This is a genomic window from Bradyrhizobium acaciae (genome assembly GCF_020889785.1).
In the GTDB taxonomy this organism is placed as follows: domain Bacteria; phylum Pseudomonadota; class Alphaproteobacteria; order Rhizobiales; family Xanthobacteraceae; genus Bradyrhizobium; species Bradyrhizobium acaciae.
On the sequence record NZ_JACMYK010000076.1, the window covers coordinates 16,515 to 34,977 of the forward strand.

At 64.9% G+C, this 18,463-nt stretch carries 21 protein-coding genes and 1 pseudogene; 9 read left to right on the forward strand and 13 right to left on the reverse strand.

The features are described from left to right. Positions 1-372: 372 nt before the first annotated feature. Both H8A92_RS25135 and H8A92_RS25140 read right to left on the reverse strand, forming a co-directional pair. Complete coding sequence (locus tag H8A92_RS25135; protein ID WP_163157744.1) at positions 373-648, reverse strand: YiaA/YiaB family inner membrane protein; 276 nt, start codon at positions 646-648, stop codon at positions 373-375. Between the two features lie 54 nt (positions 649-702). Continuing rightward, positions 703-1,398: a PspA/IM30 family protein gene (locus tag H8A92_RS25140; RefSeq protein WP_163157747.1), complete on the reverse strand. Its 696-nt coding sequence runs from the start codon at positions 1,396-1,398 to the stop codon at positions 703-705. Positions 1,399-1,510: 112 nt separating this feature from the next. Here H8A92_RS25140 and H8A92_RS25145 point away from each other — a divergent pair, with 112 nt between their 5' ends. Next, positions 1,511-2,119 carry a TetR/AcrR family transcriptional regulator gene (locus tag H8A92_RS25145; RefSeq protein ID WP_229198256.1) on the forward strand — a complete coding sequence of 203 codons (609 nt, stop codon included), beginning with the start codon at positions 1,511-1,513 and terminating at the stop codon, positions 2,117-2,119. Positions 2,120-2,466: 347 nt separating this feature from the next. Next, positions 2,467-3,600 (forward strand): acyl-CoA desaturase, encoded by a 1,134-nt coding sequence (locus H8A92_RS25150; protein ID WP_229198271.1) that lies wholly within the window; start codon positions 2,467-2,469, stop codon positions 3,598-3,600. A 27-nt stretch (positions 3,601-3,627) separates the two neighbouring features. Here the strand turns inward: H8A92_RS25150 and H8A92_RS25155 are convergent, their stop codons facing one another. Next, entirely contained in the window at positions 3,628-3,996 is a 369-nt protein-coding gene (locus H8A92_RS25155) for a cupin domain-containing protein (RefSeq protein ID WP_229198257.1), read from the reverse strand. A gap of 197 nt (positions 3,997-4,193) precedes the next feature. Here H8A92_RS25155 and H8A92_RS25160 point away from each other — a divergent pair, with 197 nt between their 5' ends. Then, a complete protein-coding gene (locus H8A92_RS25160) occupies positions 4,194-4,592 on the forward strand; it encodes a hypothetical protein (RefSeq protein ID WP_229198258.1) in 399 nt (132 codons plus the stop codon). A 191-nt stretch (positions 4,593-4,783) separates the two neighbouring features. Here H8A92_RS25160 and H8A92_RS25165 read toward each other — a convergent pair. Then, positions 4,784-5,179: pseudogene (locus H8A92_RS25165) on the reverse strand (amino acid kinase family protein); the annotation flags it as partial. Here H8A92_RS25165 and H8A92_RS25170 point away from each other — a divergent pair. After that, positions 5,144-5,311: a hypothetical protein gene (locus H8A92_RS25170; RefSeq protein ID WP_229198274.1), complete on the forward strand. Its 168-nt coding sequence runs from the start codon at positions 5,144-5,146 to the stop codon at positions 5,309-5,311. The pseudogene H8A92_RS25165 and the gene H8A92_RS25170 sit on opposite strands and share 36 nt — an antisense overlap. 72 nt (positions 5,312-5,383) lie before the next feature. Beyond that, positions 5,384-6,151 carry a COG4705 family protein gene (locus H8A92_RS25175; RefSeq protein ID WP_420831360.1) on the forward strand — a complete coding sequence of 256 codons (768 nt, stop codon included), beginning with the start codon at positions 5,384-5,386 and terminating at the stop codon, positions 6,149-6,151. Between the two features lie 69 nt (positions 6,152-6,220). Here H8A92_RS25175 and H8A92_RS25180 read toward each other — a convergent pair whose 3' ends face one another. Beyond that, positions 6,221-7,201, reverse strand: coding sequence for a zinc-dependent alcohol dehydrogenase family protein (locus H8A92_RS25180; protein WP_229198259.1), 981 nt, complete (start codon positions 7,199-7,201; stop codon positions 6,221-6,223). 125 nt (positions 7,202-7,326) lie between these two features. Between H8A92_RS25180 and H8A92_RS25185 the strand changes: the two genes are divergently transcribed. Then, positions 7,327-7,902 carry a TetR/AcrR family transcriptional regulator gene (locus tag H8A92_RS25185; protein WP_229198260.1) on the forward strand — a complete coding sequence of 192 codons (576 nt, stop codon included), beginning with the start codon at positions 7,327-7,329 and terminating at the stop codon, positions 7,900-7,902. A 132-nt stretch (positions 7,903-8,034) separates the two neighbouring features. After that, positions 8,035-8,391, forward strand: coding sequence for a hypothetical protein (locus H8A92_RS25190; RefSeq protein WP_420831361.1), 357 nt, complete (start codon positions 8,035-8,037; stop codon positions 8,389-8,391). Between the two features lie 49 nt (positions 8,392-8,440). Here the strand turns inward: H8A92_RS25190 and H8A92_RS25195 are convergent, their stop codons facing one another. The 5 genes from H8A92_RS25195 to H8A92_RS25215 all read right to left on the reverse strand — a co-directional run bounded on the left by H8A92_RS25195 (position 8,441) and on the right by H8A92_RS25215 (position 14,384). After that, entirely contained in the window at positions 8,441-10,516 is a 2,076-nt protein-coding gene (locus H8A92_RS25195; RefSeq protein ID WP_229198261.1) for a 2Fe-2S iron-sulfur cluster-binding protein, read from the reverse strand. 61 nt (positions 10,517-10,577) lie between these two features. Next, positions 10,578-11,195 (reverse strand): glutathione S-transferase family protein, encoded by a 618-nt coding sequence (locus tag H8A92_RS25200; protein WP_229198262.1) that lies wholly within the window; start codon positions 11,193-11,195, stop codon positions 10,578-10,580. Between the two features lie 131 nt (positions 11,196-11,326). Then, positions 11,327-11,740, reverse strand: a complete 414-nt coding sequence (locus tag H8A92_RS25205; protein WP_229198263.1) for a Rieske (2Fe-2S) protein — start codon at positions 11,738-11,740, stop codon at positions 11,327-11,329. 258 nt (positions 11,741-11,998) lie between these two features. Further along, complete coding sequence (locus H8A92_RS25210) at positions 11,999-13,111, reverse strand: amidohydrolase family protein (RefSeq protein ID WP_229198264.1); 1,113 nt, start codon at positions 13,109-13,111, stop codon at positions 11,999-12,001. 208 nt (positions 13,112-13,319) lie between these two features. Continuing rightward, positions 13,320-14,384, reverse strand: a complete 1,065-nt coding sequence (locus tag H8A92_RS25215; protein WP_229198265.1) for an amidohydrolase family protein — start codon at positions 14,382-14,384, stop codon at positions 13,320-13,322. Between the two features lie 246 nt (positions 14,385-14,630). On the opposite strand from H8A92_RS25215, the gene H8A92_RS25220 reads away from it, so the two are divergent. Further along, the gene (locus H8A92_RS25220) at positions 14,631-15,110 is read left to right on the forward strand and encodes a hypothetical protein (RefSeq protein ID WP_229198266.1); all 480 of its coding nucleotides are present in this window, start codon (positions 14,631-14,633) and stop codon (positions 15,108-15,110) included. A 7-nt stretch (positions 15,111-15,117) separates the two neighbouring features. On the opposite strand, the gene H8A92_RS25225 is transcribed toward H8A92_RS25220, so the two are convergent. Further along, positions 15,118-15,831 (reverse strand): DJ-1/PfpI family protein, encoded by a 714-nt coding sequence (locus H8A92_RS25225; protein ID WP_229198267.1) that lies wholly within the window; start codon positions 15,829-15,831, stop codon positions 15,118-15,120. A gap of 109 nt (positions 15,832-15,940) precedes the next feature. Between H8A92_RS25225 and H8A92_RS25230 the strand changes: the two genes are divergently transcribed. After that, a complete protein-coding gene (locus tag H8A92_RS25230) occupies positions 15,941-16,891 on the forward strand; it encodes a GlxA family transcriptional regulator (RefSeq protein ID WP_420831362.1) in 951 nt (316 codons plus the stop codon). Between the two features lie 75 nt (positions 16,892-16,966). Here the strand turns inward: H8A92_RS25230 and H8A92_RS25235 are convergent, their stop codons facing one another. Next, a complete protein-coding gene (locus H8A92_RS25235; RefSeq protein ID WP_229198269.1) occupies positions 16,967-17,515 on the reverse strand; it encodes a carboxymuconolactone decarboxylase family protein in 549 nt (182 codons plus the stop codon). Positions 17,516-17,720: 205 nt separating this feature from the next. After that, positions 17,721-18,463 (reverse strand): LysR substrate-binding domain-containing protein (locus tag H8A92_RS25240; RefSeq protein WP_229198270.1); only part of this gene is annotated, 743 nt, incomplete at its 5' end.

An 18,463-nucleotide genomic window follows, 5' to 3' on the forward strand; every position in this document is an offset into this window, starting at 1 on the left:
TCTGTCCCTCGGGCGCGATCTCTGCACTCACCCCTGTTAAGGAGCCATGAGCGCAACCTGACGCTGTTCGCCGCAGGGTAAACAAGGCCTTCCGGAAACCAAGCGAGTTTGCTTCTGACGGTTCGCGAGCCGATCGCCACCGTTGCGAGGAGCGAAGACTGCTTCCCCAGGGTCGTCCCGGCGAAAGCCGGGATCCATACTCCGCGGCGGGTGTCGTGGACGGGACTCGTCGTTCCAGCGGTGCGCAACAATCAACATTTGTGGTTATGGGTCCCGGCTTTCGCCGGGACGACACTGCATGTGTGGCACAGCACAAAGCGGCGGGTGCACGACACCCGCGGCCTCGTCCAGGCTCCGGCGCCTGCCGCCATCTCAACCCGACTTGGAGACTTCCATCAGCAGGCGCTCGGCCTTGGCGTCCTCGATGCGGTTGACGAACTTGCTGCTCTCGTAATTGTCGCGCACCGTCTTGGTCAGCGTAATGCAGGTCTGGATCAGCATCACGATGCCCATCGCGAGATAGCCCTGCATCCAGAGGCTGACCGGCAGGAAGAAAATGCCGACGGCGACGAGGAAGGCGGAGGCTGCAAAGGACACGTAGGTGAAGGTGACCCATGCGCTGCTGTGGGGTTGGATGGTCTGGTTCATGATCGTCTCCTTGATGATGTGTGGTTTGAAGTTGCTTGTTTGTGGCTCGAGCTGTCAGGCTGCGTTCGGGCGCTTGGCTTTCAGCCGCGCCAGCACGTCGTCGGCGGTCGATTTCATGCGCGGACCAAAACCCTGTTCCGCAAGTTTCTCGGCGGTGGCGAGCGGGCCCGAGGCGGTGTCGATCTCGAACAGCGCGTCATCCGCCGCCTGAATCTCCATCTGCCGCTCGCGCAGCCGCTTCAGCGTCGCTTCCGCTTCCGGCAGCGTCGACTCGTAAGGGCGCGCCGCCTCGATGCCACTCCGGCGCAGCGAACGCACCGCCTCCGAGGCACGGGCCAGCCTGCGGCCGCGATCGAGCTCGGCAATGCGCGCCTCGGCATTGGCGACGTGGCGCTTCAGCCGGGTGATCTCGGTGGCGAACAGCGTGCGCGCGGTCATCGCGGCATCGCGTTCGGCTTCGAGATTGGCGATCGCCTGCGCGGCTTCGCGGGCGAGGTCTTCGCGGCCGCCCTCGAGTGCCGCGGACGCGCGCACCTCGAGATCGGCGATCCGGGCGTTGGTGGCCTCGAGCCGCCGGCCCTCCTGTGCGTCGCCGGCGATGGCGAGCGCGAGGGTCCGCTTCGAGCGGTCGACGGCGGCGGCCGCATCGCGCATCTGCTGGTCGAGGACGACCAGCGCCGTCCGGTCTTGCAGTTCCTCCTCCGCTGCCGCCACGCTGCCGCGGAAAATCGTCAAAACAGTTTTGAACATTTGATCGCTCCCTGCTATGAGCATCGCTCATGGATCTCTTGTACCACATAATGAGCGTCGCTCAAGTATTATTTGAGCGGCGCTCAAGGGTGCGGTTAATGACCGGTGAAACATGTCCAAAGCATTGGAACGACGTGCAAAACTGCGCGAAGCGCTGATCGAGGCGGCGGAACGGGCGATTGCGGCAAAGGGTCTCGGCGGCCTGAAAACCCGCGAGCTGGCCCAGGAAATCGGGGTCGCCAATGGCGGCGTCTACAATCTGGTCGACGATGTCGACGAGCTGATCCTGCGGGTCGGCTCGCGCACGCTGGCCCGGCTGGATGCCTCGCTGTCGCTGGCCGAGATCGGCGCCGCGGCGGCGCCGCGCGAGATGCTGGTGCGGATCGCGGTCGCCTATTGCGACTTCGCCGCCGACAATCTCGAACTGTGGCGTGCGCTGTTCGAGCATCGCATGCAGCCCGGCAAGCCGGTGCCGGAATGGGCCATCACCGAGCAGATGGAGTTGTTCCGCCACATCTACAAACCGCTCGCCGCGTTGTTTCCGCAGCGTTCACCGGCGCAGCTTGGCGTCACCGCGCGCAGCCTGTTCTCCGCCGTGCACGGCATGGTGGCGCTCGGGCTGGAGCACAAGCTGATCGCGGTGCCGATCGGCGCGCTGCGTAGCGAGATCTCGACATTGACGCGCGCGATGGTCGACGGGCTGACGGCGAAGAAGGACTAGCGCAGATGCCCGCAACCGCACGATGGCCTCCCTCAACGACGGATACCGAAGGTTACTTTTGAAATCGTTGCAGAGCGCCGGATCGGCAAATCTGCTAGTTTGCGCGCCGCGTAAGCTGCGGCAATCGGCGCCATGCTGGTTTGATGACCGATGTACTAGCAGAGCCTCTGGTTTCGCGACCCCGCGACTGGCCTCCCGGCCGCAGGGTTCTACATATCACACCGCGCGCAATGCCCGTCAGGACCAGGATCTGAGCCGTCTGCCGGCGGGGCAGCCCGCGCATCGAAGCAACTGAGGTCGCGAGCGTGTCCACCAATATCGATCCATATCACCAGCACGACGACATCATGTACCCGCAGGTTCTCCCGTTCCTGCTGGTCCATGCAGGGTGTCTGGCGGCGATCTGGACAGGCGTCTCATGGCAAGCAATTGCAATCTGCGTCGCTCTATACTGGCTGCGCATGTTTGCGGTCACCGCCGGCTATCATCGGTACTTCTCGCATCGGGCTTACTCGACGAGCCGGACGTTTCAGTTCATCCTTGCATTCCTGGCCCAGAGCAGCGCCCAGAAGAGCGTGCTCTGGTGGGCTGCGAAACATCGGCACCACCATCTTCATTCGGATACCAAGCACGACGTGCATTCGCCGGGGCATAAGGGCTTCGTGTACAGTCATCTCGGCTGGATCTTCTATCGACAGCACGATGCAACGGATCTGACGAAAGTTTCCGACTTTGCCGCGTATCCGGAGTTGATGTGGCTGCACAGATTCGAGGTGTTGCCGGCGATCGTGGTCGCAGCACTGTGCTTCCTCATTGCCGGATGGCCGGGGCTGGTGGTCGGTTTCTTCTGGAGCACCGTGCTGCTGTATCATGCAACGTTTTGCATCAACTCGCTTGCGCATGTTCACGGACGCAAGCGCTACGTCACGGGCGATGACTCCCGCAACAATTGGCTGCTGGCCCTGTTTACGATGGGTGAGGGTTGGCACAACAATCATCACGCCTACCAAAGCAGCGCGCGGCAAGGCTTCCGGTGGTGGGAGATCGATGCGACCTATTATGTCCTGGTGGCGTTGTCCTGGCTTGGCCTTGTCTGGGATATGAAGGCGCCGCCCGCGCAGGTCCTCCGCAACGAGCAGCGCCTGGGATCGCGTGTAATCAAGCGAACGGCCGAGCAGCTCGCGGCTCGCTTCAATCCCGAATATATCGCGCAGGCCGTCAAATCATCGGTGCACGAAACCGGTCTGTCGGTGCGGGAAGCGCTTGTCCTGTTACAGCATCGTGCCGACCTGCATCTGCCTAGCATCCCGACGCGTGAGCGGTTGCTGGCGGAAGCCCAGGCCATGTTCGCGAAGACGAGTTCGCTGGACGACATCGTCGACCGTGCACATGAGCTCCTGGTGGAATCGGTTTGCCTGCTCCTGGCCGTTCCGCCTGCACTGGCCGGCGCAAACGCAAAACCTCAAGCGAATAAGTGGTAGTATTTTACTTCAGATTGTTCCCGAGCCTTACGGCTCCATCGTGTAGGCGCGCCCGGGTTCAAGCGCGTAGATCGTCAGGAAGCGCAGCGGCCGGTCCAGGTCGCAGTTGCGAAACAGCGTGTGCGGAATGTCAGGGCGATCCTGCAAGGTCTCGCCTGCCCGGTATTGCCGCGGAGCCTCGTCGCCGTAAGCAGACTCGGCAACACCTTCGACAATGAAGATCACACCGCCGACCGGATGGCGGTGCTGCGGTGCGACGCCGCCGGGCGGATAAGTCACCTCGGCAACGACGAGCTCGCGATGATCGCCGGGCAGCGCGAGACGCTCGAGGGTCTTGCGCGAGACGCCGGCAAAGCCCGCTTGCGGCGCGTTTCGACCGTCATTGCTTTCAGCCATTGGAACCCTCTCTTGTCACGCGAACGATTTGTGTCCCGATCGGATCGCGGTGCGCGTGATGATGGTGACGCTGCAACCGCGCAACAAGACGCTGAGGTTATTTCAACGCGCGTCACACAGGTGAGGCGAAGCCCTTGCCACCCCTGCTCCCGCGTTGCAGGATTCCTGCGCCGAAAACCCTCAGCAGTGGGCCTTGCATGAAAACGAGTATCGTCACGACGCGGTTGTCGAGCGTCGCCGCCCTGGCGCTCATCCTTGCAGTATCAGGTGTCACGCCGGCGTTGTCGGCGCAGGCCGTGCCGGAATGCTCGATGTCGGTGACATTGGCGGATTGGGGCGAGAATTCGACCGGCGATATCGACGTCGCCTCAGGCGCGAGCTGCCAGATCCCGGTCGGGATCCGCGGCACGGTGACGGACTCGTCGATCTCGCAGAAGCCGTCCTATGGCAAGCTGAAGAAGATCGACGCGACGACCTTCGAGTACAGGGCCAAGGCCAAGTACAAGGGCAGCGACACGTTTGCCATCAAGGCGACGGGGAAAGGGCCGAAGGCGTCCGGCACCTCGGTCATCACGGTGCACGCGACGATCAAGTAGTCGCCGCGCGCCAGCGTTAAGCTCCCTCTCCCCGTTATTACGGGGAGAGGGTTGGGGTGAGGGGGCCGTCTCCGCGCATTCGGTGACAGCTGCGTTTGCGGAGAATCCCCCTCACCCGGAATTCAAGCTGCGCTTGAATTTCGACCTCTCCCCGCACGCGGGGCGAGGTGAAGCGGAGTCCGCCGCTCAAATCAGGCCGGCCGTGCGCCGGTGCGGATGATCGACCGGACATGCTGGCCGCGCAGCGCCGCGGCGAGCCGGCCGGGAACGAGACCGTTCACGACCTGCACGCGCTCGATGTGCCGCGCATTGGCCATCACCTCGAGCAGGGCGGGATCGAACGGCAGCGTGCCCTTCAGCTCGGCGAGCTCGGCGAAGCTCGTCTCGCGCAGCAGCTGCGCCTTCTTGCCCTCCGGACCATTGGGATCATCGGTGTAGACGCCGTCGACATCTTCCACGATGGTGAGGCCGGCTGCGCCGAGCGCATCGGCAATCAGGAACGCGCCGGTGTCGGCCCGATGCATCGGGATGCGCGAGTTCGGAAACTCGTGATGGTGATAGGGCGGAAACGCGCTGCCGACCACCGCGCAGACTGGCAAACGGTCGACAAGGCGATCGATCGCGCGCTTGAGGCGGTGCCCGAGACCAATCCGGATGCCGCCAAATGCAAGCAGGCACTCGCCGAGTTGCTGACGATCATGGACCAGATGCAGGCCTGATCTCCCCGTCCATCATTCGACCACCCGGCGGCGGTATCGTCCGCCAGCGACGTCTTCTGGAGTGACGCCCTCATGCAAATGCTGCACAATACCGCGACCGACGACCGCACGGGAAAGGTTCCTGCCGTCACGCTCGGCTTCTGGGTCATCAAGATTCTCGCCACGACGCTCGGCGAGACCGGCGGCGACGCCGTCACGATGTCGATGGATCTCGGCTATCTCGTCGGCACCGCGATCTTCGCGATCATCTTCGCAATTGCCGTTGCGGCGCAAATGGCGGCGAAGCGCTTTCATCCCTTGCTGTACTGGACGGTGATCATCGCGACGACGACCGTCGGCACGACCTTTGCCGATTTCGTCGACCGCTCGCTGGGAATCGGATATCTCGGCGGCTCGTCACTGCTCGCCGGACTGCTGGTTGTGTCGCTCGCCGCATGGCATCGCACCATGGGAACGGTCTCGATCGCATCGATCGACAACAAGACGGCTGAGACCTTTTACTGGGTCACGATCCTGTTTTCTCAGACGCTCGGCACCGCGCTCGGCGACTGGATGGCCGACTCCACCGGCCTCGGCTATGGCGGCGGCGCCATCGTGTTCGCCGCCGGCATCGCCATCGTCGCCGCCGCCTATCTCTGGACCCGGGTGTCGCACACGGTGCTGTTCTGGATTGCCTTCGTCCTCACCAGGCCGCTCGGCGCCACCGTCGGCGATTTCCTCGACAAGCCGCTCGATCACGGCGGCCTTGCCCTCAGCCGCTACACGGCATCTGTCGCGCTTGCCGTTGCGATCGCCGCCCTGGTCTTCATCCTGCCGCAGCGGGCCGGGGAGCACGCTTGAGCAACACGCACCTCTGGCCCGGGACACAGAACCGGCGCGCGCCTCGGCAAGGCGCACGCTGGTTCCTGATCAGTTGTTCGGCGTGAAGATGACTTTGCCCTTGAACGCCGCGGCCTGCGCAATCGCCTGCGAAAAATCTTCCAGGCGGTAGCTCCCGACGACCGGCGCGCTGATTGCGCCGGCGGCAACCATCGGCACGAGATGGTCGTACATTGCCGCCAACGTTCGATCGGTCGCGGTCTTGCCCCAATGGCCGAGCCAGAAGCCGCGCACCGACACCTCGTTGAAGATCACGCTCAAGGCCGAGCCGGAGAACGGCTGTCCGCTCATCGCGCTGTAGATGACGAGCACGGCTTTGGGCGCCAGGCAGTTCATCAAGTTCAGCGTCGAGGCGCCGCCGACAACGTCCAGCGCCAACAGGATCGGCGATCCGCCGGTCTCCTTGATGACGCGCTTGGCGAGATCGGGCCCATCCACCAAAACGACATCGCCGCCGGCCGACTTGACCTCGTCAACGACATCCTCGCGCCGGACCACGTTGACCGTCTTCAACCCCAGCGACTTGGCAACGGCGATCACCGCCCGCGCGGTCGCGGAATTGGCGCCGTTCTGGATCACCCAGCCCCCGCGCGGGATTTTGAAGAAATCGGTCAGCAACAAATAGGCGGTCGCCGGATTGACCCCGATCATGGACAATTGCTGGATATCGGCAGCTTCGGGCAGCGGCCGCTGCCATGATGCGGTGAACCTGACGCGCTCGGTCCAGGTCGGGACCGTGAACGGAATCAAGGTGCGGTCACCCACCTTCAGATTCGTCACCTGCGATCCCGCGGCGATCACCCGTCCGACGCCCTCGATTCCGAGCGTCGCCGGCGGCGTCGGCAGATAGCCGTAGCGTCCGGCCATGATCATGAAGTCCGAGTTGTTGATCGGTGCGGCCTCGACCGCGACCACCACCTCGTTGGGCCCGGGGCTGCCCGTGTCCGCCACCTCGTTCAGCTTCACCACATCCGCCGGACGTCCGAATGCGACAACCTGCACTGCTTTCATGGCATCATCTCCCGATCTCATTATCTACTTCTAAGTACAGAATAGGGCTCGCGTCAATGGCCCGAAATGGCTTCACAGCAAGGTGAGAGCTTCACATCCGACGCCAGAGTACATAAAACACCGTCATGGCAAGGCCGCGCAGCTTCGATCCGGACGACGTTCTGGAAATCGCCCGTCAGGTGTTCTGGCGGAAGGGTTTTCAGGCGACCTCGCTCGACGAGATCACGGCGGCGAGCGGCATTGCGAAGCCCAGCCTGTACGCGGCTTTCGGCGACAAGAACGCGCTGTTTCTGAAAGTGCTTGACCGCTATCACGACGGCATTCTGGGCTGGGCCGAGCGAACCCTGGCGCAGCCGGCGCCGGCGCGCGAAGCGATCAGGCAGTGGCTCACCGGCTTCATCCCGTATTGCTCGGGCGAGAAGGGACAGCACGGCTGCCTCTCGATCAATTCCGCGACCGACGGCTCGCTCGACCAGGCCGAGGTCCGCAACAGCATCGAGCGCTACAACCGGCGGCTCGAAGACCTGCTGCGCGCGCGGCTGCGCGGCAGTCGCGCCGAATTCAGGAAGGGTTTTGATCCGGACGTCACCGCACACACGATCATGGTGGTGCATGCGGGGCTGCTGGCGCTTGCGCACCAGAGGCCGGATTCGAAGCAGGTGAAGGCCGTGATCGACCAGGTCATGGGCCTGCTGGCCTGAGTTTGGCCTTCCGACCGGGCTTCGCGTCCTCTCATGAATTTGATTATATGATTTTCATCATGCTATTGATGTAAAGGAACTCGGTGACCACTTCCGGATTGGCCTGACATGGGCGCCCGGATTGGGAACCAGATGAACACATCGTTTTGGCGTGCGACGCTCACTGTACTCACCGCCCTGCTGTCGATGCCGGTAATCGGCCCGGCCGGGGCCCATGATCACGACCATCCCGACTTGAACGGCTGGTATGAGAGCCTGCACAGCGGAAAAGGGCCCTGCTGCGACGGTACTGACGCGACGCGCGTCGACGACGCCGATTGGGACACCAAGGACGGCCACTACCGTGTGCGCCTGGAAGGTGAGTGGATCGAGGTTCCCGATAAGGCCGTCGTCACTGGACCAAATCGTGCCGGCCACACCATGGTCTGGCCGTATTACCTGAACGGTCACCCGCGGCCGCGCTGCTTCATGCCGGGCAGCATGGGCTGACCAGCCGCGTAACGCTGCGCGGGTTTGAGTGGTCGATAGCCTCGGCTGATCAAAGATCCAGCTGGACCCGATTCTCGCCATCGCCCTCCGGCTTCGCCGGCACGGCGCAGCAGATCAGCACCTCGTCATCGGCCACCTCGGCGGTCGGCGCCTTCAGATAGGTCACCGCGCCGGCCTGCAATCTGGTTCGGCAGCTTCCGCAATTGCCTTCCCGGCAACTGAAGGCGGGGCTGAGGCCACGGGCTTCCGCGAACTCCAGCAGCGTTCCGGATTCCGGCGTCCAGCGCGCTTCCTTCATCGATGCGGTGAAGGCGACCCGGACCGGCGTGGTCGCGGGCGGCCGGCGCGGCAGCGCCGTGGTGGCGCCGTCGGGCTGCCGCACCAGCGAGGAAGGGCCGAATGCTTCGGCGTGAATCCTGCCGTCGGCGATGTTGTAGCCGCGCAGCGCATCATAGAGCGATTGAGTGAATTGCGGCGGCCCGCACAGATAGAAGTCGTAATCGTTGAACGGCAGGACGCGCGACAGCAGCGCCATGTCGATGCGGCCCGCGGCGTCGTAGTCCGTACCTTGCTCCGCGCCGTCGACGTCACCGAGCACGCGCCTGATCTGCACCGCGCCACCGGCCGCATCGGCGAGTTGCTGCAATTCGTCATCGAAGGCGCGGTCCGCCTTGGCATGCGCGGCCTGGAACAGGAAGGTCGGCCGGATGCCGCGGGTGCGCAGCCCTTCATAGACCACGTGACGCAGCATCGCGAGCATCGGCGTGATGCCGACGCCGCCGGCGAGCAGCACGGCGGGCCGCTTCTCGCGGGCATCGATCGTGAAGCCGCCGCCCGGCGCACGCGCCTCGACGATGTCGCCGACACGGATATTGTCATGCAGACGCTGCGACACCGCGCCGTCGCGCTTGACGCTGATGCGGTACATGCCGTCCGACGGCGCGACCGACAGCGTATAGGTGCGGATGACAGGCTTGTCCGCACCCGGGATCGACAAGCGGATCGGCAGATGCTGTCCCGCCCGGTGCGGAAGCCGTCCGGCTCCGTCGTTCGGCTGCAGATGAAACGACCGGATCGACCGGCTCTCGTCCACGATTTTGGTGACCTTGAACGGACGCCACTGCCTCGCAAGCTCGGCCGCGCGGATGCGTTCGGCGGCCTGCGCCCAATCACCGGTCATCAGTGCATTGGGCGACCAGCCGTCGGCTCGGAACGCCCAGCGCAGCGGCAGCGCGCCGCGCCGGCGCACCACACGGCGCGCACGAAAACTCCAGAGCCGTTCGGCGCCCTGGAACGCGGCGATCTCCGGCGAGTCCAGGATCACCTCGGCATCGCCGGTCAGTTGCAGCATGTCGCCGCTCTCGAAATCGACGAACACGAGCCCGGCCTTGCCGTTGACCAGGATGTTGCCGAGCGTGTTGAAGAACAGATTGCCGGCGAAATCCGGGACAGTCAGCGTACCGTCATCGGCAACGCGGACGAAGCCGGCTCTGCCGCCGCGATGCGAGACGTCGACCTGGCGGCGGTCCTCGCGCTCGGTGTAGGACGCCACGAAGAACGTATCCGCCGCCGCGATCGTGTCGCGCGCGGCCTGATCGAGCGTCGCGCTCTCCTCGATCGCTCCCGTGAACCGCTCCTCCGGCTCGCGCACCAAGGCGAAATCGCGCAGCTGGATGTATTGCGGGCAATTGCCGAAGCTCTGATCGAGCTCGAAGCTGAGCGCCTTGCCCGACGATGCACGCAGCAGCCCGTTGGCACGGTTGCGGCGCCTTGTGTGCAGTTCAATTCCCAACAGTGCGATCGCGTCGTCTTCGCGCATACCTTCACCAACGGGATCGCTGGCATCGGCCCGCGCATCGATCTCGAGGCTGCGCGGTGTCGGCGATGCGATGAAGCCGGGCCGGCCGGCCAGCAGCGAGGCCCATGCATCGCCGCGTCGGTCCACGCTGCCGACCACGATAAAGGGAATCTGCGCAAAGAAGTCGCGATGCTGGTCGGGCATGAAGTCGCGCACTGCGCGCTGGCCGACCGCCTCCATCTTCTCGGCAACGCCGACCTTCTGCTGGATCGCCTTTTCGCCGGCATGCCAGGCCGCGAGCTTGTTCTTGGTTCGCCTGTCGCTCATCTCATCGCCCTCCCTTCACGGGATTGGACGGGCGCGCCCGAAGGCACGCCCGATCAGCATCTCACGCAGCTGCAGCCAGACCGACCGGGGTCTTGGCAAAGGGCACGAAGCCCGGCAGCGCCTCGATCCGGCGCAGCAACGCGTTGACGCTGACATAGCCGGACAGATCGACGTTGCCTTCAGGCGCGCTCGAGAGATAGCTGTAGAGCGCCACATCGGCGATCGTCGGCTGCGTGCCGACCAGCCAATCGCGACCGGCGAGATGGGCTTCGAGCCGTTTCAGCAGCACATGCGCGCGGGCGATCACGTCTTCCGGATTGAACTTCGCGCCGAACACGGTGACGAGCCGCGCCGCGGCGGGTCCGAACGCGAGATCACCGGCGGCAACCGACAGCCAGCGCTGCACGGCCGCAGCGCCCTTTGCATCCTGCGGCAGCCAGTCGGTGCGGCCGAGCTTGGTCGCGAGATAGACCAGGATCGCGTTGGAATCGGCAATGATGGTGCCGTCATCGTCGAGCACCGGCACCTGGCCGAACGGGTTGAGCGCGAGGAATTCCGGCGTCTTCTGCGCGGCGGATCTGAGGTCGACATCGACCAGCTCGTGCGGGATTCCCAGCAGCGAAATGAACAGTCGCGCGCGATGCGCGTGTCCGGAAAGTGCAAAGTGATAGAGCTTCATGGTGCCGTTCCTGATGTCGTGGAGGGGGTTATCCCGACCGCGAACTCAAGATGGCGCATTGCATCTGTTATTATAATCGCCGTTGCTGTAACTTCATTGTTGCTTATTTTGCAATAAAGCCGAAGTGCCGCTTACACCTCGACGATCACGTAATTGTCCTCGATGTGCACCGGAAAGGTCTCGGCGACATACGGCCCCTTCTGCAATTCCGCACCACTTTCGACCGCGACCGGATAGGAGCGGATCCTGAACCGGTTGGGGTCGAACCAGGACTGACCGTTGCGGATGTCGAATTCCCAGCCATGCCACGGACAGCGCAGCATCTCGCCGACGCGGTCGCGCTGGTAGATGCCGGGCGCCGGCGAGGTCAGGCGCGCGACGCAGGCCGCCTTCTCCAGCGGCGCGCCCTCATGCGGGCAGCGATTGAGCAGCGCAAAGAACTCGCCATTGACGTGGAACACGACGATGTCGCGGCCATCGAGGCCGAACACCTTGTTGCCGCCGGCTGGAATCTCGCTGGTGCGCGCGACGATGTGACGGGTCATCGGAATCCTAGTGCGAGATGAGATTAGGTCGAATAGCAGCGGCGACGGCACTGCGCTCTCTCGCCCCGTTCTTACGGAGTCGAGACAAGCGAAGCTTGCTCTTAGAGGGTTGGGGTGAGGGGCTGTCTCCGCGTAACCGGCGATAGCTGAGTTTGCGGAGGCTCCCCCTCACCCGGAACGCATCTAGCGATGCGTTCCGACCTCTCCCCGTACGCGGGGCGAGGTGGAGCGGAGTGCGAGGCAAATTCATCTGTGCTCCTAGAACTTGTAAACCGCGCGGGCGTTGCTGTTGAAGATCTTGCGCCGCTCGGCCTCCGTCAGCGGCGTCTTGAAGGCGTAGCGCGCGTCGTCATAGTCCCAGTGCGGATAGTCCGACGAGAACAGCAGCCGGTCGATGCCGACCCATTCGATCAGCTGGCGCAGGTGCTTCGCCTCATCGGGCTCGTCGATCGGCTGGGTCGTGAACCAGAAATGCTCCTTCACGTATTCGCTCGGCCTGCGCTTCAGATGCGGCACCTCGCTGCGGAAGCGCTCGAAATGCTGATCCATCCGCCACATCGTCGCGGGGATCCAGCCGAAGCCGCCCTCGATGAACACGATCTTCAGTTTCGGGAAGCGCTCGGGAACGCCTTCCAGCACCAGGCTCGTGAGGTTCGAGGCCACCGTGTGCGCGTTCGACTGGTGCTCCTCGCAATAATAGGACGGCCAGCCGCCGCCGGTCGGCGCGTGCCCGCCATAGCCGCCGACATGGATGCCGAGCGGCAGATCGAGTTCTTGCGCGCGCTCGTAGATCGGCCAGTAGCGGCGGCGGCCGAGCGGCTCGTTGGCACGCGGCGAGACGTTGATCTGGATGTATTCACCCGTCTTGGCGCAGCGCTCGATCTCGGCGAGGCCGAGGTCGGAGCCGTCCTGCCCGACCAGGATCGAGGCCTTCAGGCGCGGATCCCGATGCGCCCAGAACGCGAGCTGCCAGTCGTTGATGGCGCGCTGGATCGCGGCGCCGAATTCCAGATTCTGCTGCGAGAAGATGAAGAGGTCGAGCACCTGCAGGATGCCGAACTCGACGTCGAACGGATCGAGGTGCTGCTTGCGCATGAAATCGAGATCGGAGCCCGGCACGCCGCCGGTCGGCGGCCAGGCATCGCGGCGCGCGATCAGCGGCGAGGAGCGCGGATACGGCGTGGTGCCGATATAGGGCGTGCGCAGGTGGCTGCCATATTCCTTCAGGTGCTGCTGCCAGCGCTTCGGCAGGAACTCATTGAGGTCGCTGTGCGAGTGAATGCTCGGATGGATGTCGCAATCGATGATCTTCAGCCGCGTCGCCGCGGTTTTCTCCTGGTCAAGCATCGGGCGGTCGATGACGTCACTCATGCGATCCTCCAGTCTTTGAAATGATGTCGCGGGAAGTCTACACCTCTCCCCGTTGGGGAGAGGTCGGATTGCATCGCCAGATGCAATCCGGGTGAGGGCATTGCGGTCCCTCGCGATATCTGAGCCCCCTCACCCGACGCTGCGCGTCGACCTCTCCCCGGCGGGGAGAGGTGTGGCACCGGCGATGTAGCGCTATATTTCGTCATGCTCACGAACTCAGCTTCAGGCGCGGGAACGTTTCCAACGGATTGTCCTCACACATCTGCTTGACGAGGCCTGCAGGCAGATGCGGCGGGACCGGATCGTCGCCGTCGAACTGCCAGTGCGGATAGTCGGAGGCGAACAGGAACATCTTGTCGGAACCGATCTGGTCGATGATGTCGGCCACGCTTGTTGCATCCATCGGCGCATCGAACGGCTGCATGGTGACGCGGAAATGGTCGCGGATGATCGCGGCCGGCTCGCGCTCCACCCACGGGACCTCGACGCGCACGCCGCGCCAGGTCTTGTTGGCGCGCCACATGAAGGCGGGCAGCCAGCTGACGCCCGATTCCATCAGCACGACCGTCAATCCCGGATACTTCCCGAACACGCCCTCATAGATCAGGCTCAGCGTCTGCGCCTGGAACGCCTGCGCTTCGGCGAGATAATATTCGTAGCGATAGGACGGCCAACCGATCGAGCTCGGCGCGCCGCGATAGGCGCTGCCGGCGTGGATCGCGATCGGCAGTCTGTATTTTTCGGCGGCCTGATAGATCGGCCAATAGTGCCGTCGCCCGAGCAGCATCTCGTTTTGCGACGGCACCAGTATCGACACGAAGCGGTTGTCGCCGGCGCGGCGCTCGATCTCCTCGACTGCGAGATCTGGCGCCTGGATCGGCACCACGATCGAGGCGCGCAGCCGCGTGTCCCTGGCGAGCCACTCAGCCGCGATCCAGTCGTTGATCGCCTTGCAGAAGTCCGCCGCCATGTAGGGATCGAACACCGCCTGCGCGCCGTAGACGACATTGCAGATGGCGTGGCTGGCGCCGAGCTGGTCGAACGCGCCGCGCTGCACCATGGCGAGATCGCTGCCCGGCTTGCGGCCGTCGGCCGGCCGCCAGTCGGCACGGCCGGACAGCGGCATCGACGGCGGATATGAATTGAGGTCGAGCCCGTCGATGGCGCGGCTGACGACCTGTTCCTTCCAATGATCGCTCAGATAAGGCAGCAACGTGGTGCGCGTTCCCCCCACCGCGGGATGGATGTCGCAGTCGATGCGCGTGACCGCCATGGCGTTCCTCGAATCGATGTTCTTATCGTCATTATTGGCGGCATCGCTGCCGCAGATCGGACTGTGCCGCCGATGGCGCGATCGTGCAAGCGGGTCCACGCGGGGCCGCCCTGCCCTGTGCGCGCATCCGGCCTCACGCGAAGTTGCAGGACGGCATATGAATGGCGTCACCCATTGAGGCCACCAGACGTGCTAGCGATTCCGCGTCGCGAAAAGAGCGTTTCAGGAGATGGGCAGGAGATGGGAATGAGACTGGGCCGACTGACGATCCTCGCATGTTCATTGTCGCTGGCCTCGTCAGCCGCATGGGCCGCGCCGGCAACCACCTCCGGCTCGGTCGCGCTGGCGCTCGCCGGCGTCGTGGCGCCCCACTCGGCGCTGCCGGCCAGGGAGAAGAAGGCGGTCGCCGCGTTCTTCGCAGGCGACAGCGATGTCCCCTACGCCAACAAGATCACTGTCACCGCCGACAAGGTGGTCTGCCGCGCCAGCAATGTCGCCATCACCTCGCGCTCCTGCGAGCTGAGCTTCGGCAGCAGGACCCGCACCGTGAAGGGCGGCGAGGCCAACGCGATCTTCGCCACCGTGGCGCTTGCCGGCGTGCCGCCCGACGGCGCCGCCGGCACCAACTACGAGGCGCTGTCGAAACTGTCCTGCACGCTCGATCCGGCAGCGATCAAGGACAAGGCCGGCGGCGGCGCCGATTGCAGCTTCGAGCCGGGGAATTAGTCCCCGCTCAGCCCGCCTGCACGACGACTCCAAGCCTGGCAGCGACGCGGCGTGCGGTCTCCTCCCGCTGCGCCGTGATCGCGTGCACGGCCTGGCGCGACTGCTGCAGGATCTCGGGTGGCGCGGTCTCCGGCGTACCGCTTTGGAACGGCGGCTCCGGCGCATACACCATATAGAGCTGGATCGCACGCGCGGCATCGTCGCCGCGCAATTCGGCCGCGAGCCGCAATGCGCCATCGATGCCTGCCGTGACGCCGGCGGCAAAGACAAAGCTTCCGTCCACCACCACGCGTTCGTTCACGGGGATCGCGCCGAAGAACGGCAGCAGATGAATCGACGCCCAATGCGTCGTCGCCCTGCGCCCCTTGAGAAGGCCGGCCGCTCCGCAGATCAGCGCGCCCGTGCAAACCGAAAAGATGCGGGATGCCCCCGCCGCCTGCCGGCTGATCCAGCCGAGCACTTCCGTGTCCTCCATCAGGGCCTGCTGACCGAAGCCACCGGGTACGTGCAGCACATCGAGCGGCGGCGCCTCGGCCAGCGTGGCGTCCGGCGTCAGCCGCAATCCCTTGATGTCGCGCACCGGCTCCATCGTCTTGCCGTAGATGCGGTAGGTCGAATTCGGAATCCGCGACAGCACCTCGAACGGCCCGGTCAAGTCGATTTGATCGACGCCTTCGAACAGCAGTGATCCGATCCGCAAGTGTACATCATGAGTAATCATCGAACTTCCCTCAAACTTCCGTTGCGCTATGGACAAAGCGAATCTAGCGCGGCACGTTTCGGCGATGACGCCAAAGCCCCCACATTCTCCGCCAAAAGACCGTCGCGTGATCGAAGTGCTGGCTTACCCGGCAGTGCAGTTGCTCGACGTCACCGGGCCGTTGCAGGTGTTCGCGTCCGCCAACGCGCTGTCGGCCAAGGCAGGCAACGCCGAGCCATATGACGTCCGCGTCGTCGCGAAGGATGGCCCTACGGTCCAGGCATCAGCGGGAATCGGGCTCGCGGTGCATCCATTGCCAACCATCGGCAGCGCGGTCGACACGCTGGTGATTCCGGGCGGCGACGGCGTCAACGCCGCGACGGCGGATGCTGTGCTGGTCGACTGGGTGCGCAAACGCGCAGGAGACGCACGCCGCACCGCCTCGGTCTGCACCGGCGCGTTCCTGCTCGCCGCATCAGGTGCTCTCGACGGCCGGCGCGCCGTGACCCATTGGGGATTCTGGCAAGAGCTCGCCGAGCGCTTTCCCGACGTCCGCGTCGAGTCCGATCCGATCTTCGTGCGCGACGGATCGTTCTGGACCTCGGCCGGCGTCACCTCCGGCATCGATTTGGCGTTGGCGCTGGTGGAGGAAGATCTCGGCCGCGCAACGGCGCTGGCTGTCGCCCGCTATCTCGTGGTGTTTCTCAAACGACCCGGCGGACAGGCGCAGTTCAGCGAAGTCTTGTCGCTGCAAACGACGGACGACAGGTTCGGCGCGCTACACGACTGGATCAGCGGCCATCTCGCCGACGACCTCTCGCTGTCGACGCTGGCCAAGCAGGCCGGCATGAGCGAGCGCAGCTTCAGCCGGCACTATGCCGATGCAACCGGGCTGACGCCGGCACGCGCGATCGAGCGGCTGAGGGTCGAGGGCGCGCGGCATCTGCTCTCGGAGACACGCCTGCCGATCAAGCGCATCGCCCAACGCTGCGGCTTCGGCTCCGAGGAGACGATGCGCCGCAGCTTCCTGCGGCTGCTGTCGACCTCGCCGCAGGACTACCGCGCCAGATTTGCGGGCTGAGGCTGGACCAGCGACCCGCGCCGCGCGCCGGCCTCACTGCCGGCGTGCAGCAATCGACGCTCACGCGAGATCACCTCAGCCATTCCAGGCATGCGCCTGCAATCCCGCCTCCAGCGGGGGATTGGTCACGCTGCCCGTGTAGTTGGTGATGGTCGATGCCGCCACGATGGTGATCACCTCAAGCAGCAGTTCCTTGCTGAACCCCTCCGCCAGAAAGCGCTCGATCTCCTGATCGTCGAGCCGGCCGCGCTTCTCGATCAGCGTCCGCGCCAATGTCGAGAGCGCGCCGAGCTGCTTGTTGGCAGGCGATCGACCGGCGCGCATCGCGTCGACATCAGCCGGATCGAGGCCGGCCTGCAAGCCGAGCGCAGAATGAAGCGCGACCGCCCAGGCGCAGCCATTGGTCACCGCGTCGGTGAGCAGCACGGTCTGGATCTGCGGCTCGGAGAAGCTGCCACCGTGCACCTTGTCGAAGATGCCGAGGAAGCTCTGCACGAGCACGGGCGACGTCGCCATCGCGGCCGCAAGGTTGGGGATCATGCCGAACCGCGCCTCCACCTCGCGCAGGGTGGACTTCGAAGCTGCGGGGGCAGAGTCGAGCGTATGGACAGGAAAACGTGCCATTGGAACTGCCTTTCACTGTGGTGATTGAACCCGACGCCGCCGGACGCAACGGAGTTGTCGCAATCGACGCGCGGCGGCCGGGTTCGATGCAGGCAACCTAGCCGCGCCAGGATGCGCGCGTTCGCCAAACTTCCCACATTCCGCGCCATCCAATCGGCAACGCCGGGATCCGCGCCGACGTTCGCCTACGTCGCGCAAGGCTCCGTCAAACCGCCGCGCGATCCTTCACCCGTCGCGTCACGATTGCGAGCAGGCGGCCGAGCGTGCCGCCGGCGGGGCCCTTCTTGCGGGCCAGCGCGAGCGGTGCGACGAGGCCTGTGGCGCGGTCGAGGCGGAGATAGGAGACGCCTGCGGTCTCCAGCCGCGCCATCGATTCCGGCACGATCGAGATCCCGAGCCCCGCCGCGACGAGGCTGAGGGTCGACACCATCCGCGTTGCCTCCTGCGCCACTTTCGGACTGAAGCCCGCGGCGCGACAGGCGGCGATGATGCTGTCGTAGAGGCCCGGACCGGTCGGGCGGCGGTAGAGGATCAGCGGCTCGTCGGCGAGCGAGGCCAAGGAGATGCGGCGACGCGGGTCCTTGCGGGCACGCGGATGATGGTCGGGCAATGCCACCAGCATCTCCTCGTCAAGCAGATGCGTGATCGTGAGGTTCTCCAGCCGCTCGCTCGGCGAACGCACGAACGCGGCATCGAGCCGATCGGCCTCGACGGCCTCGATCAGTTCGCCGGTCGAGGCCTCTTCCAACGACAGCGTGATTGCAGGCGCCCGCTCGCGCATCTCGCGCATCACGCCTGTCACGAAGGGATGGAAGGCGGCCGAAGAGGTGAAGCCGATGGCGAGCTGGCCCTCCTGGCCGCGGCTCGCGCGTCGCGCGGCTTCCACCGCGAGGTCGGTATCGCGCAGGATCGCGCGCGCCTTGTCCACGAAGGCGCGGCCGGCGGCGG